This window comes from Pseudomonas sp. Marseille-Q7302, from assembly GCF_965111925.1.
The window spans coordinates 1,741,623-1,755,390 of record NZ_CBCOPK010000001.1 but is presented as its reverse complement, the minus strand read 5'-3'; the positions used below and the strand labels follow the sequence as shown (position 1 = coordinate 1,755,390).

The following is a 13,768-nucleotide window of genomic DNA, read 5'->3' as shown; positions in this document are numbered from 1 at the left end:
GATCACTCGAAGACGTGTTTGAAACGGCGCTCGGCCAACCGGCTGCAACCCACCACGATCACCAGGTTGGCGATCAGCAGCAGCACCGCGATGGCGGCGCCCAGCGGCCAGTTCAGCGAACCCAGGAATTCGTCGTAGGCCGCCGTCGCCACCACCTTGAGGCGACGTCCGCCGATGATCGCGGGGGTGGCGAAGGCCGAGGCCGCCAGGGCGAAGACGATGATCGAGCCCGAGAGGATTCCCGGCACGATCTGCGGCAGCACCACCCGCCTGAAGGTCGTCATCCGCGAAGCGCCCAGCGACAGGCCGGCCTGCTCCACCTGCAGATCGAGCTTTTGCAGGCTGGCCCAGACGGCGATCACCATGAAGGGCACCAGCACATGGGTCAGCGCCAGCACGACCCCGAACTGTGTGAACATCATGCGGATCGGAAAATCGATGACGCCCAGCGCCTGCAACGCCTGGTTGATCAGCCCGTTGTTGCCCAGCAGGATGGCCCACCCCAGGGTGCGCACCACGACCGAGATGAGCAGTGGTCCGAGCACCACCAGCAGGAACAGTGACCTCCAGGGTGCCCGCATGCGAGCGATGATGAGCGTCTCCGGTACGCCGATCAGGACCGAGCAGACGGTGACGGCGAGCGCCATCCCACCCGTACGCAAGAAGATCTCGTGGAAATAGTCGTCGCCGAACACCTCCAGGTAGTTGGCGAGCGAGTACACGGGAATCACCCCCTTGGTGTCGCTGAACAGGTTCAACGACAGCATGGCCGTGAGCACCAGCGGCGCCGCCAGCAGGGTCAGGAATACTAGAAGCGCAGGGCCGGTCAGCAGCCAGGGCGCGCTGCCGACCCGTTCGGCATCATAGGTGGCCATGGGACACCTCCCGGCCGAGCAGGCGCAGGTCATCATCCAGCCAGGTCAGGCCCACCTCCTCCCCTTCCAGCGGCGGCGGCGCGCCGAGGTTCGGCTGCGTCAGGTTGACCGGTCCCAGGGGGCTCTCGACACCGATCAGCCAGAGGTTGCCGAGGAACACCCGCATGCGCACCTTGCCGCACAAGCGCGCTTCGGCAGGATCGGTAAGGCGGATCTTTTCCGGACGCAGGTAGACGTTTACATCGCCGTCGAACTGATGCCCCTCATGAGGGACATGCAGCATCAGGCCGTCGACCTTGACCTCGTAGCAGCGTGGCTTACGAGTGTGGACGGCACCGGGGAAGGCGTTGGTCTTGCCCAGGAAGCTCGAGGCGAAAGGCGACTGGGGCCGCTCGTAGGTCTCGAAGGGCGAACCGATCTGCACGATGCGCCCGCCGTGCATCACCGCGATGCGATCGCTCATGGTCATCGCTTCAACCTGGTCGTGGGTGACCAGGATGGTGGTGATACCCAGGTCGCGCTGGATGGCACGCAATTCGATGTGCATGTCCTCGCGCAACTTGGCGTCGAGGTTCGACATCGGCTCGTCCAGCAACAACAGGTCCGGGCGGATCGCCAGGGCACGCGCGATGGCCACCCGCTGACGCTGCCCGCCGGACAGGGCCTTGGGATAGCGTTCGCCCAGGCCCTGCAGCCGAACCATATCGAGCGCTGACTTTACCCGCTCCGCCCTGTCGCTACGCGCCACGCCGCGCATCTCCAGACCGAAGCTGACGTTTTCGGCCACGGTCATGTGGGGGAACAGGGCATAGCTCTGGAACACCATCCCCAACCCGCGCTTTTCCGGCCGGACATGGGTGATGTCTCGCCCGTCCAGCACGATGCGTCCGGCCGTAGGCTGCACGAAACCCGCAACGCTTTGCAGCGTCGTGGTCTTGCCGCACCCCGAAGGGCCGAGCAGGGAAAGAAATTCGCCTTTCTCCACTGCCAAGTCGAGTCCAGCGATAGCGGTGAAATCACCATAGGTTTTGACGAGGCCGTCGAGGATCAGGAAAGCCATGGGCATGCCTCCGGCGATCACGAAGGCGTGATCGCTGTTCGTCCAAGGGAGGTGGGAGCAACCGATTCCTAGGGAAAACCAGCCACTCGATCAGTGAGCAGGGTCGAGCCGGACGATGACGTGAGGACTTGGCGCTGCAGCGAGCGGAGGGGTAGCCCGAGGGGCCAGTCCTCTCCATCCGCAATCCCGATGTCATGTCATCGCCACCTGGTCGACACGCTCCTCTATCGCTCGATGGTCCTGTTCCAGCGCGTCGTCCACTCGGAACGCTTCTGGTTGATGGTGTCCCAATCGACCTTGAGCAGGCTGTCGACCTTTTCCTGTCCGTAAGGCATACGGGAAGCCAATTCTGGCGGCAGCTTCACGGTGCGATTGACCGGCGCGAAGCCGTTACTTTCGGACTGGATCTTCTGGATTTCCGGCGACAGCACGTACTGAATGAATTGCTGGGAGAGTTCGGACTGCGCATTGGGCGTGACGGAGCAGGCGGCGACCTGAAGCGCTACGGCGCCCTCCTTCGGATAGATGAACTTGAGCGGAAAGCCGGTGTTCTGCAGTGCCACTGCACGGCCACTGCCGTACACCGCCATGAGCACATCACCGTTCTGCATCATCCCGTCCATCTCGCCCGGGGCACTGACCCAGGCCAGTACGTTAGGCGCGATCTTTTTCTCGAACACCGCGAAACCCGGATCGATGTCTTTCTCGCCGCCGCCATTCAGCCGCGCCATTTCGATCAACGAATGCAGGCCGTAGGTATTGGTGATTGGCGGCATGCCCAGCAGCTGCCGATACTTGGGATCTTCCAGATCGGTCCAGGACGTCGGGGCTGCCCATCCGCGCTTCTTGAAGGCCTCTTCGTTGTAGCCGATCCCGGTGGCGACCATACCTACTGCCGTAGCCTCAGGGCTCAGCCGCGCCAAGGGATACAGGTCCTGGTAGACAGGCGCATCCGTGAGCTTTTCGCAAAACCCCAGCTGCAGCGCCTGGTACATGGGGCCATCGTCCATCATGGCGACGTTGATCTGCTGCCGCCCCTTCTGGGCCTGCAACTTGGCCAGCGTTTCAGTCGAGTTGCCCGACACATACACGACCTTGACCCCATGCGCCTTTTCGAAGGCGGGAATGACGCGGGTCTTGTACATCTGCTCGGTGGAGCCGCCGACCCCCGCGACATACAGCGTCGTTTCGGCGTGTGCAGGCAGCGCCATGCCAGCGGTCGCTGCGGCCAACAGCAGCGCGGACAGACCCTGACGCAAGGAGATGGATGAGGTACGGACGAGATACGAACTGGTCACGGGCAATGCTCCCTTTTTTGCGTTGCGGCAGATCGAGAACGTCGTGAGGACACGACCGGAAGATCTAGGCATCCGCCTCCGAGGACATCGCGGTAACCGCCATTCGGAAACGCTTTCTTTTTATGGGGCCATTTGGCTTGTGACCGAGTATTGTCAGCCTGAACCCATAGGGTCAAATACGAAGGTACAGGTTAAGTATTCATATTTGATATGGAGAACCCTATTGAATCTCAGACAGATCGAGGCCTTCCGCAGCGTGATGCGTCTAGGCTCCATGACCGCGGCCGCCGAAGCCCTGCACACTTCGCAGCCAAACGTCAGCCGACTGATCGCACAGCTGGAATTGAGCACCGGACTCAAACTGTTCGAGCGCGCGGGTGTACGGCTGATACCCACGAAGGAAGGCAGTGCTTTCTTTCAAGAAGTGGAGCGGGCCTACGTGGGATTGGACAGCCTGCGCCAATCGGCCAAGAACATCCGCAACCTGGGAACCGGCCGCCTGCGTATCGCGGCAGTACCCTCGACCGGCCTCACACTCATCCCCCACGTCATCAAGGACTTCGTCGCGACCCGGCCTGAGCTGACCGTCTCCCTACACATGAACGCCTCCCCCACCGTGGTGCAGTGGGTGCAATCCCAGTTCTGCGACCTAGGGGTAGTAGTCCAGCCCAGCGACGCCGGCCCCCTGGAAACGCTGCTGATCACCCGGCTCCGCGCCGTCTGCGTCTTGCCGCCAGGCCATCGACTGTCGTCGCAGGAAGTCATCAGGGCACAGGATCTTCACGGCGAGAACTTCGTCTCTCTCTGCCATGGCGATGGCACCCGCGAGCAGATGGACAGGGTCTTCGAGCAGGCCGGCGTCGAACGCAAGCTCGCCGTGGAAGGCCAGTACAGCTCGATCACCTGCGAGATGGTCGCCGCCGGCATGGGCGCAGCCCTCATGAGCCCGAACGTTGCCCAGGATTTCCTGCACAAGGGCATCACCATCCACCGCTTCGAGCCTGAGCTGTTGTTTCCCGTGTACGTCGTCGCGCCTGCGGGATCGGGCCAGACGCCGCTAGCGACGGACTTCATTCAGGCGCTGAAGAAGCATTATGCAACTCACTTCCCACACTAAGAGTTCATTTCCACGCCCTTCTTCCCGCCCGAGGAAAGCTTCTCCAGCTAGCTTTTGTTGCAAGCAGGATCATCACCGAGAGCAATAGGGTTGTTTTAACGAAACTCGTCTCGATTCTTCAAGAATGGTCAGCAGGCGATGGGCTATTCATTCGGTTAACCCAATGCGAAAGACCTGCCGCATGCTTGAGTGCGACGTGCAGACTGAGGGATGAAAGCTTCCACTGCCTTCCCGCTCAGCCCAGATAGCTGAGCCCTCAACGGCTAAACGCTTAGGCTGTACAGCAGCACGCTCTTATGGGGCAGAGCTCGACTACAAGGGCACAAAAATTTACGCATCAAAATCTAGTTGGTTTCGAGCGTCTGGATTTTTAGTCGAGGCGAAGAGGGATGACACTCCTGTTTCGAACATCGAAGCACTGCAACGACCTAAGCTGCGTAGCATAGATGCTCCAGAAGATGTCCGGCCTCTCCTTCGCAGGCACTGGTCAGCTCAACGATTGTCATAACCTGTGCACACATACGAGGAGACCACATGGCTATCAATGCAGAACTCAAAGCTGAAATCTTGCGCCGCCTGTATCACTCGCATCCAGCAGGCCTGGGTAGTGAAATTCTCGATAACCATCACGGTGAAGATGCCGTTATGGACGTTCTTCAGGACCTGCAAGAGCATGGGCTGATTCATAAGGGCAACGTCCACGTCGACGCTCAAGGCGATCGCTCTTTGGTGCTACCGATAAAGCTCACCTCTGCTGGAGCAGATGCCGCTAAGGACGCTGAATGACATTAGGAGGCCCAGTATTAACGCTGGGCCTTCCTATTTCTATTAGCTAGTCCAAAGCAGCGGCTGGCCCGGAAGCAGGTTGGATTACGCTTTAGGCAGTGATCGAAGGAGCGCATCTCGAACAGGGCGCTCAAGATCGAATAAGCCGCCACAGGCGATAACGAGAACAGCTGCGCAGGTAATGCCGAGCTCTACTGAGCTGGATGTCTCTATACGTCGTTACCAGTGAGCAGGCGGGGTGGAAGACTCAGTAAGGTAGGTATGCCTATAACCAGCAATACTCTTGCAGCAACCCGGTCGAAAGCTACCAGGAACCCTACCCCAGCGAATCGCCAGCTGATTTTGATTTAGCTCCAGAAACGAAAAAGGCCCAAGCCACTAAGTGCTTGAGCCTCATCGTTAATTTGGTCGGGACGGAGTGATTCGAACACTCGACCCCTTGCACCCCATGCAAGTGCGCTACCAGGCTGCGCTACGCCCCGACTGTATTCCCTAGGGAACGGCGTGCATCTTACTGCAACACTTTGATTAGTGGAAGCTTTTTTTCACTTTTTCAGTACGACGAGGACTTCTTCGAGTTCGCTGATCATCTGGCGGATGAGCTGATGGTACTGCGAACCCTCGTCGCGGGTCTCGTCGCCTTGGGTGAGGCGCTGGCGTGCCCCGCCGATGGTGAAGCCTTCGTTGTACAGCAGCGAGCGGATCTGGCGGATCATCAGCACGTCGTGGCGCTGGTAGTAGCGCCGGTTGCCGCGGCGCTTCACCGGGTTCAGCTGGGGGAATTCCTGCTCCCAGTAGCGCAGCACGTGCGGCTTGACCAGGCAGAGGTCGCTCACCTCACCGATGGTGAAGTAGCGCTTGCCCGGTATGACCGGCAGTTCGTCGTTATGACTTGGTTCCAGCATAGGCCTCGACCCTGGCTTTCAGTTTCTGCCCGGGGCGGAAGGTCACCACACGGCGTGCCGTGATGGGTATTTCCTCCCCTGTCTTGGGATTGCGTCCGGGGCGCTGGCGCTTGTCGCGCAGGTCGAAGTTGCCGAAACCGGACAACTTGACCTGCTCGTTGCTTTCGAGCGCATGACGAATTTCTTCGAAGAACAGTTCGACCAATTCCTTGGCTTCACGTTTGTTCAGACCGAGCTCTTCAAACAGACGTTCGGCCATCTCAGCTTTCGTCAGGGCCCCCATGCGCTATTTCCTTAAGGTGGCGTTGAACCTTCTTTCCAGAGAAACGAGGATTTTCTGCGTCGTTTCGTTGACTTCTTCATCGGTTAATGTGCGCGATGGATGTTGCAAGGTCAAGCCGATGGCGACGCTTTTTCTATGTGGATCAATGCCTTTGCCTTGGTAGACGTCGAACAGACGCAGCTCCTTGAGGCCTTCGCCGGCGTTTTCGCGGATGTCGGCCAGGAGGTCGCCTGCGGCGACGGCTTCGTCCACCACCAGCGCCAGGTCACGCCGCACTTCGGGGAAGCGCGACAGCTCGCCGAAGCGCGGCAGGGTACCGGTTGTCAGGGCGTCCAGGGCCAGCTCGAAGAGGAACACCGGACGTTCCACGTCCAGCTCGCGTGCCACTTCCGGATGGAGGGCGCCCAGGTAGCCGACCGGCTGCCCTGCCCTTTCGATCAGCGCGGTCTGCCCCGGGTGCAACGCCGGATGCTCGCCTGCGACGAAGCGGAAGTCAGTGCCTGCGCCAGACTGAGCCAGTAGCGCCTCGACATCGGCCTTGACGTCGAAGAAGTCCACCGCCTCACGCCCGGATGACCAGCTCTCCGGCAGACGCGAACCGCAGACCGCGCCAGCCAGGACGTTTTCCTGCACCAGCCCTTCCAATTGACCGACGAATCTTAGCCCCGACTCGAACAGCCGGACGCGGTCCTGCTGGCGGTTAAGGTTGTACTGCACGGCCTTGACCAGACCCGGCCACAGCGACGAGCGCATGGCGGCCATGTCGGTGGAGATGGGGTTGGCCAACATCACCGGCTGGGCCTCAGGGGCGAACAGACGGAAGGTTTTTTCGTCGATGAAGCTGTAGGTGATGGCTTCCTGGTAACCACGGGCCACCAGCAGGCGACGCAGTTGGCTCAGCTCGCCTTTGCTTTCAGGCAGGGGTTGCGGCGCCAGACGTGCCTGAGGGAAGCGGATCGGCAGCTGGTTGTAGCCATAGAGACGCGCCAGCTCTTCGATCAAGTCCACTTCGATACTGATGTCGAACCTGTGGCTGGGCACACCCACTTGCCAGCGACCGGCTTCCAGGCGCGCCACGGCGAGACCCAGGCCGCTGAGCAGACGCTCGACCTGGGCATCGTCCAGGGTCAGGCCCAGGACGCGCTCGATGCGCTCGGCGCGCAGCAGGATCGGCTCGACCTGCGGCAGATGCTCGGCACTCACTGACTCGATGACGGGCCCTGGTTCGCCGCCGACGATGTCCAGCAGCAGACGGGTCGCCCGCTCCATGGCCTTGCGCGCCAGCTCGAAGTCCACGCCCCGCTCGAAGCGGTGGGAGGAGTCCGTGTGCAGGCCATAGGAACGGGCCTTGCCGGCCACGGCGATAGTGTCGAAGAAGGCGCTTTCCAGGAACAGGTCACGGGTACCGGCCGCGACACCGCTGTGCTCGCCCCCCATGACGCCGGCGATAGCCAGGGCGCGTTCATGGTCAGCGATCACCAGGGTGTCGTTGCGCAGTTCGATGTCCTGGCCGTCCAGCAGCACCAGGCGCTCGCCGGCATCGGCCAGGCGCACGCGGATGCCGCCCTTGATCTGGTCCAGATCGAAGGCATGCATGGGCTGCCCCAATTCGAGCATCACGTAGTTGGTGACGTCGACGGCGGCGTCGATGCTGCGCACGCCACTGCGGCGCAGCCGCTCGACCATCCAGTCCGGGGTCGGACGGGACAGGTCGACGTTCTTGACCACGCGACCCAGGTAGCGCGGGCAGGCTTGAGGTGCCAGCACCTCGACCGGACGGGTCTCCTGGTGAGTAGCCGCTACGGCCTCGACCTGCAGCGGCTCGACTTGGGCGTTGTACAGGGCACCCACTTCCCGCGCCAGACCGGCGATGGACAGGCAGTCGCCGCGGTTCGGGGTCAGGTCGACGTCGATGATGGCGTCGTCTAGCTGCAGGTAGCTGCGGAGGCTCTCGCCCACCGGCGCAGCGGCCGGCAGCTCAAGCAGGCCGCTGTTGTCGTCGCTGATCTGCAGTTCGCTGGCCGAGCAGAGCATGCCGTGGGATTCCACGCCGCGCAGCTTGGCCTTCTTGATGGTGAAGTCACCCGGCAGCGTGGCGCCGACGGTGGCGAAAGGCACCTTCAGGCCCGCACGCACATTGGGCGCGCCGCAGACCACCTGGAAGGATTCCTGACCGTTGCTGACCTGGCAGACATTGAGCTTGTCGGCATCGGGATGACGCTCAACGGAGACGACCTCGCCGACGATGACGCCCTGGAAGCTCCCGGCCGCCGCTTCGACGCCGTCCACTTCCAGGCCGGCCATGGACAGCCGGGCAACCAGATCCTCATGCGTAGCCGCAGGGTTCACCCAGCTACGCAGCCATTGTTCACTGAATTTCATAGGACTCCCGTCTGGCAGCTAGCGGAATTGCGCCAGGAAGCGCAGATCGTTGTCGAAGAAGAGGCGCAGGTCGTTGACCCCGTAGCGCAGCATGGCCAGGCGCTCGGCGCCCATGCCAAAGGCGAAGCCCTGGTACTTCTCCGGATCGATGCCGGCCATGCGCAGGACATTGGGATGGACCATGCCGCAGCCCAGCACCTCGAGCCAGCGCGAAGCCGGTTCGCCGTCGCGGCTCGGGCGGCGGATATCCACCTCGGCAGACGGTTCGGTGAAGGGGAAGTAGGAGGGACGGAAGCGGACTTCCAGCTCTTCCTCGAAGAATTCGCGCAGGAAGGTCACCAGGGTGCTCTTGAGATCGGCGAAGCTGACTTCCTCGTCGATCACCAGACCCTCGACCTGATGGAACATCGGCGAGTGGGTCTGATCGCTATCGCAACGATAGACGCGACCCGGGCAGATGATGCGGATCGGCGGCTGCTGGCTCTCCATGGTGCGGATCTGCACCGGCGAGGTGTGGGTGCGCAGCAGCATGTTGGCGTTGAAGTAGAAGGTATCGTGCATCGCCCGCGCCGGGTGGTGGCCGGGGATGTTGAGCGCCTCGAAGTTATAGTAGTCGTCTTCGATCTCGGGACCGGTGGCGACGCCATAGCCGATGTTGGCGAACAGGCGCTCGATACGTTCCAGGGTACGGGTGACCGGATGCAGGCCGCCAGAGGCCTGACCACGACCGGGCAAGGTCACGTCGATACGTTCCGCAGCGAGGCGAGCGGCCAGGGCGGCCTGCTCCAGCGTCGCCTTGCGGCTGTTGATTGCGTCCTGGACACGTTCCTTGGCGGCGTTGATCAGGGCGCCAGCCTGGGGACGTTCCTCCGCCGTGAGGTGGCCCAGGGTCTTCATGATCTGGGTCAGTTCACCCTTCTTGCCCAGGTAGTTGACCCGGAGCTGTTCCAGGGCATTGGTGTCTTCGGTGAGCCGCACGGCCTCCAGGGCTTGGGAGACCAGCGCATCCAGGTTTTCCATCTAGGGACTCCAGATACAAAATAGGGGAAGAGCTATGAGGCTCTTCCCCTATTGATAACGTTGCTTCGCGCCAGAGGCGCGAGATTGCCGGGGGGCTTAAGCCAGCGAAGCTTTAGCTTTCTCGACAATCGCAGCAAACGCCGCTTTTTCGTTCACGGCCAGATCGGCCAGTACCTTACGGTCGATCTCGATGGCCGCTTTCTTCAGGCCGGCGATCAGACGGCTGTAGGACAGACCGTTGATACGAGCACCAGCGTTGATACGAGCGATCCACAGAGCGCGGAACTGACGCTTCTTCTGACGGCGGTCACGGTAGGCGTATTGGCCTGCCTTGATTACCGCTTGCTTAGCGACGCGGAAGACGCGCGAACGGGCACCGTAGTAGCCTTTTGCGAGCTTCAGGATTTTCTTGTGACGGCGACGAGCGATAACGCCACGCTTAACACGAGCCATGAGTAACTTCCTCTAAATTCTTGACCAGGATTAACGAAGGCGCAGCATGCGCTCGACCTTTTGGACGTCGGATGCATGCATCAGCGACGTACCGCGCAGCTGACGCTTACGCTTGGTGGTCATCTTGGTCAGGATGTGGCTCTTGAAGGCGTGCTTGTGCTTGATGCCGCCAGCAGTCTTCTTGAAGCGCTTCGCAGCGCCGCTTTTGGTTTTCATCTTTGGCATGTTCGGATACTCCGCATTGAGTGATTACGCATAACCGCAAGGCCTGCCAGTGCCCTGGTGGTTACTTTTTCTTCTTGGGGGCGATGACCATGATGAGTTGGCGTCCTTCCATCTTAGGATGCTGCTCAACGGTGCCGTGTTCGACGAGGTCAGCTTCGACCCGCTTCAACAGCTCCATGCCCAGCTCCTGGTGGGCCATCTCCCGGCCGCGAAATCTCAACGAGATCTTGGCCTTGTCCCCCTCGGTTAGGAAACGTACCAGGTTGCGTAGTTTTACCTGGTAATCCCCTTCTTCCGTCCCTGGACGAAACTTGATTTCTTTGACCTGAGCCTGCTTCTGGTTCTTCTTCGCCGCCGCGACTTGCTTCTTCTTCTCGAAGACGTGCTTGCCGTAGTCCATGATCCGGCAGACCGGAGGGAGGGCGTCGGCGGTGATTTCCACCAGATCCAGCTTGGCTTCTTCGGCAGCCTGCAGGGCCTCCTGAATGGAGACGATGCCTACTTGCTGTCCATCGGCGCCAATAAGGCGAACTTCCCGGGCGGTGATATTTTCGTTGATCGGTGCCCGGGGGGCTGCTCGCTTGTCTTGTCTCATGTCACGCTGCTTGATAGTGATTACTCCGAATCTTGCCGGCCACGCCGGGAAACCGCTTGCGTGAGCAGCTCGCGGAAACGCTCAACGGGCATGGAGCCCAGGTCGACGCCTTCGCGGGTACGCACGGCAACGGATCGTGTCTCAACCTCCCGGTCTCCAATGACGAGGAGATAGGGAACCTTGAGCAAAGTATGCTCGCGGATTTTAAAGCCGATCTTCTCGTTTCTCAAGTCGGCTTTGGCTCGGAAGCCCTCAGCGTTCAATTCGCCGACGACCTGCTGGGCAAAATCGGCCTGTTTGTCGGTGATATTGAGCACCACCGCCTGGGTCGGGGCGAGCCACGCCGGGAACAGACCGGCATAGTGCTCGATGAGCATGCCGATGAAACGCTCGAAGGAACCGAGGATGGCGCGGTGCAGCATCACTGGACGCTGACGGCTGTTGTCCTCGGAGATGTAGCTGGCATCGAGACGCTCCGGGAGGTTCGGATCGTATTGCAGGGTACCACACTGCCATTGACGACCCAGGCAGTCCTTGAGGGTGAATTCGATCTTCGGCCCGTAGAAGGCGCCCTCGCCGGGCTGGTATTCCCAGTCCAGACCCGAGGCATCCAGTGCATCGGCCAGGGCCTTCTCGGCGCGATCCCACAGCTCTTCGGAACCGACGCGCTTGGCCGGCCGGGTGGAGAGCTTCATGATCACGTCGGTGAAACCGAAGTCGGCATAGACCTGCAGGGTCAACTTGATGAAGTTGTCGGCTTCCTGCTTGACCTGCTCCTCGGTACAGAAGATGTGGGCGTCATCCTGGGTGAAGCCCCGCACGCGCATGATGCCGTGCAAGGCACCGGACGGCTCATTGCGGTGGCAGGCACCGAACTCGGCCAGGCGCAGCGGCAAGTCGCGGTAGGACTTCAGCCCTTGATTGAACACCTGCACGTGGCAGGGGCAATTCATCGGCTTGATCGCAAAGTCACGACTTTCCGAGGCCGTGGTGAACATGCCTTCGGCGTAGTTTGACCAGTGACCCGAGCGCTCCCACAGAACGCGATCAACCACCTGGGGCGTCTTGATCTCCTGATACCCGTGCTCGCGTTGAACCTTGCGCATGTACTGCTCGAGTACCTGGTAGACAGTCCAGCCATTGGCGTGCCAGAACACCATGCCGGGTGCTTCTTCCTGCAGGTGGAAGAGGTCGAGCTGCTTGCCGATGCGGCGATGGTCGCGCTTCTCGGCTTCCTCGATGCGCTGGATATAGGCCGCCAGCTGCTTCTTGTCCGCCCAGGCGGTGCCATAGATACGTTGCAGCTGCTCGTTCTTGGCGTCGCCACGCCAGTAGGCGCCGGACAGCTTGGTCAGCTTGAAGGCCTTGAGGAAGCGGGTGTTGGGCACGTGCGGGCCACGGCACATGTCGACGTATTCCTCGTGGTAGTACAGGCCCATGGCCTGCTCCTCGGGCATGTCGTCGATCAGGCGCAGCTTGTACTCCTCACCCCGGGCCTTGAACACCTCGATGACCTCGGCGCGCGGCGTCATCTTCTTGATGACGTCGTAGTCCTTGTCGATCAGCTCGCGCATCCGCGTCTCGATGGCCGACAGGTCGTCGAGGGTGAAGGGACGCTCGAAAGCGATGTCGTAGTAGAAGCCTTCGTCGATCACCGGGCCAATGACCATCCTGGCGGTCGGGAACAGCTGCTTGACCGCATGACCCACCAGGTGGGCGCAGGAATGGCGGATGATCTCCAGGCCGTCCTCGTCCTTGGCGGTGATGATCTGCAGGTTGGCATCCTGCTCGATGAGATCGCTGGCATCGCGCAGCTGACCGTCGACGCGACCGGCGATAGTGGCCTTGGCAAGACCGGCACCAATGGACTGGGCGACTTCGGCTACGGTGACGGGCTTGTCGAATGGACGTTGGCTACCGTCGGGGAGAGTAATGACAGGCATGGCGCCTCCTCAACTCAGTGGTGACCCATACCAAGGGCCACATGGTGGGATTGGCCAGTAAGCAGCCGCACCGCTGGAAATCCCGCCGCACAGTGGCAGGGCCGCAAGGCATTCCGGGCGACGCGAAAGGATCACTGGAAAGTTTGGGACGGAAATCCTTTCAGAAACCGAGACCTGGCGCAACCTCGCCAGGGACTGTCGTCTGCTTAACGGGCCGCGTCGGGGTACTTCTTGAGGAACTGCTTCTGCATTTCCTGGCAGTTTTCCATCAGCGCCTGGCGATCGGCCGGCGAGGTCTCCGGGGCATTGGCCCTCGCCAGGCACTGGTCGATGGCCTGCTGCTCGTTGGCGCGGCTGACCGGCGTTGCATTGTGGCGATAGACGTAGATGATGGAGCCGAAGACCACGACCGCGAACAGGATCGACAGCAAGATCAACCCGAGACAGCCACCCTTGCCGATCTGCCGCCCTTCACCACCTTGAGTCATCACCTGCTCCTCGCTGCACCGGCCCCCTTCTCGCCTCTGGCGAATCGTCTGGCGGCCCAAGAAAAATCGTCAGCCAGTCTACGTGAAAAGCCGGACCGCCACGACCGAGGCAAGAGGTCACAGCTTGACCAGGACACCACCCGGTCAGGCGCTCTATAAAAGAGCCACTTGGAGACCGAATTTCCTACGCTCCGAATGAAGGTCATTCTTCCATCAAACATGGCCTTGATTAAGCGCGCGCAAAAAGTACTCACGCCCGCTCAAATAGTTGAAAGCCCTGTAGTACGACGTCGTTCAGCCCTCATTCAAGAAGCACGCCGCCGCTATTAATCCAATGT

Annotated in this window: 14 protein-coding genes and 1 tRNA gene; 2 read left to right on the top strand and 13 right to left on the bottom strand. The window is 61.0% G+C overall.

All coding sequences use genetic code 11. From position 1 onward, the window contains the following. Positions 1–2: 2 nt before the first annotated feature. The 3 genes from ACWPW1_RS08075 to ACWPW1_RS08065 form a co-directional block, all read right to left on the bottom strand. Positions 3–875, bottom strand: a complete 873-nt coding sequence (locus ACWPW1_RS08075; RefSeq protein ID WP_059314248.1) for an ABC transporter permease — start codon at positions 873–875, stop codon at positions 3–5. Next, positions 862–1,935, bottom strand: a complete 1,074-nt coding sequence (locus tag ACWPW1_RS08070) for an ABC transporter ATP-binding protein (protein WP_059314247.1) — start codon at positions 1,933–1,935, stop codon at positions 862–864. Before ACWPW1_RS08070 ends, ACWPW1_RS08075 begins: the two co-directional genes overlap by 14 nt. A 224-nt stretch (positions 1,936–2,159) precedes the next feature. Then, entirely contained in the window at positions 2,160–3,305 is a 1,146-nt protein-coding gene (locus ACWPW1_RS08065; RefSeq protein WP_454252735.1) for an ABC transporter substrate-binding protein, read from the bottom strand. 151 nt (positions 3,306–3,456) lie between these two features. Here ACWPW1_RS08065 and ACWPW1_RS08060 point away from each other — a divergent pair, with 151 nt between their 5' ends. Both ACWPW1_RS08060 and ACWPW1_RS08055 read left to right on the top strand, forming a co-directional pair. Further along, positions 3,457–4,350 (top strand): LysR substrate-binding domain-containing protein, encoded by an 894-nt coding sequence (locus tag ACWPW1_RS08060; protein WP_454252734.1) that lies wholly within the window; start codon positions 3,457–3,459, stop codon positions 4,348–4,350. A gap of 534 nt (positions 4,351–4,884) precedes the next feature. Then, positions 4,885–5,136 (top strand): hypothetical protein, encoded by a 252-nt coding sequence (locus ACWPW1_RS08055; protein WP_082696299.1) that lies wholly within the window; start codon positions 4,885–4,887, stop codon positions 5,134–5,136. A 405-nt stretch (positions 5,137–5,541) separates the two neighbouring features. Here the strand turns inward: ACWPW1_RS08055 and ACWPW1_RS08050 are convergent. From ACWPW1_RS08050 to ACWPW1_RS08005, 10 genes are all read right to left on the bottom strand, one after another. Then, positions 5,542–5,618, bottom strand: a tRNA-Pro gene (locus tag ACWPW1_RS08050). Between the two features lie 63 nt (positions 5,619–5,681). Then, positions 5,682–6,041: a MerR family transcriptional regulator gene (locus ACWPW1_RS08045; protein WP_007159195.1), complete on the bottom strand. Its 360-nt coding sequence runs from the start codon at positions 6,039–6,041 to the stop codon at positions 5,682–5,684. Next, entirely contained in the window at positions 6,022–6,324 is a 303-nt protein-coding gene (gene ihfA, locus ACWPW1_RS08040) for an integration host factor subunit alpha (RefSeq protein ID WP_007159196.1), read from the bottom strand. Before ihfA ends, ACWPW1_RS08045 begins: the two co-directional genes overlap by 20 nt. A 3-nt stretch (positions 6,325–6,327) precedes the next feature. Continuing rightward, on the bottom strand, positions 6,328–8,706 hold the full coding sequence (pheT, locus tag ACWPW1_RS08035) for a phenylalanine--tRNA ligase subunit beta (protein ID WP_454252733.1): 2,379 nt from the start codon (positions 8,704–8,706) through the stop codon (positions 6,328–6,330). Positions 8,707–8,724: 18 nt separating this feature from the next. Next, positions 8,725–9,726 (bottom strand): phenylalanine--tRNA ligase subunit alpha, encoded by a 1,002-nt coding sequence (gene pheS / locus ACWPW1_RS08030; RefSeq protein WP_434776175.1) that lies wholly within the window; start codon positions 9,724–9,726, stop codon positions 8,725–8,727. A 96-nt stretch (positions 9,727–9,822) separates the two neighbouring features. After that, complete coding sequence (gene rplT, locus ACWPW1_RS08025) at positions 9,823–10,179, bottom strand: 50S ribosomal protein L20 (RefSeq protein WP_007159199.1); 357 nt, start codon at positions 10,177–10,179, stop codon at positions 9,823–9,825. Between the two features lie 30 nt (positions 10,180–10,209). Continuing rightward, positions 10,210–10,404: a 50S ribosomal protein L35 gene (gene rpmI, locus ACWPW1_RS08020; protein WP_059227088.1), complete on the bottom strand. Its 195-nt coding sequence runs from the start codon at positions 10,402–10,404 to the stop codon at positions 10,210–10,212. A gap of 61 nt (positions 10,405–10,465) precedes the next feature. Then, positions 10,466–10,999 carry a translation initiation factor IF-3 gene (infC, locus tag ACWPW1_RS08015; protein ID WP_059314243.1) on the bottom strand — a complete coding sequence of 178 codons (534 nt, stop codon included), beginning with the start codon at positions 10,997–10,999 and terminating at the stop codon, positions 10,466–10,468. A 20-nt stretch (positions 11,000–11,019) separates the two neighbouring features. Further along, entirely contained in the window at positions 11,020–12,942 is a 1,923-nt protein-coding gene (gene thrS, locus ACWPW1_RS08010) for a threonine--tRNA ligase (protein WP_059314242.1), read from the bottom strand. 206 nt (positions 12,943–13,148) lie between these two features. Then, a complete protein-coding gene (locus ACWPW1_RS08005) occupies positions 13,149–13,430 on the bottom strand; it encodes a hypothetical protein (protein WP_059314241.1) in 282 nt (93 codons plus the stop codon). Positions 13,431–13,768: the final 338 nt, after the last annotated feature.

Coding starts and splice junctions, on each gene's coding strand:
- ACWPW1_RS08055 (WP_082696299.1), top strand. CDS start 4,885: ATGGCTATCAATGCAGAACTCAAAGCTGAAATCTTGCGCCGCCTGTAT.
- ACWPW1_RS08045 (WP_007159195.1), bottom strand. CDS start 6,041: ATGCTGGAACCAAGTCATAACGACGAACTGCCGGTCATACCGGGCAAG.
- pheT (WP_454252733.1), bottom strand. CDS start 8,706: ATGAAATTCAGTGAACAATGGCTGCGTAGCTGGGTGAACCCTGCGGCT.
- ACWPW1_RS08075 (WP_059314248.1), bottom strand. CDS start 875: ATGGCCACCTATGATGCCGAACGGGTCGGCAGCGCGCCCTGGCTGCTG.
- rplT (WP_007159199.1), bottom strand. CDS start 10,179: ATGGCTCGTGTTAAGCGTGGCGTTATCGCTCGTCGCCGTCACAAGAAA.
- ihfA (WP_007159196.1), bottom strand. CDS start 6,324: ATGGGGGCCCTGACGAAAGCTGAGATGGCCGAACGTCTGTTTGAAGAG.
- ACWPW1_RS08005 (WP_059314241.1), bottom strand. CDS start 13,430: ATGACTCAAGGTGGTGAAGGGCGGCAGATCGGCAAGGGTGGCTGTCTC.
- infC (WP_059314243.1), bottom strand. CDS start 10,999: ATGAGACAAGACAAGCGAGCAGCCCCCCGGGCACCGATCAACGAAAAT.
- pheS (WP_434776175.1), bottom strand. CDS start 9,726: ATGGAAAACCTGGATGCGCTGGTCTCCCAAGCCCTGGAGGCCGTGCGG.
- ACWPW1_RS08065 (WP_454252735.1), bottom strand. CDS start 3,305: ATGCCTAGATCTTCCGGTCGTGTCCTCACGACGTTCTCGATCTGCCGC.
- rpmI (WP_059227088.1), bottom strand. CDS start 10,404: ATGCCAAAGATGAAAACCAAAAGCGGCGCTGCGAAGCGCTTCAAGAAG.
- thrS (WP_059314242.1), bottom strand. CDS start 12,942: ATGCCTGTCATTACTCTCCCCGACGGTAGCCAACGTCCATTCGACAAG.
- ACWPW1_RS08070 (WP_059314247.1), bottom strand. CDS start 1,935: ATGGCTTTCCTGATCCTCGACGGCCTCGTCAAAACCTATGGTGATTTC.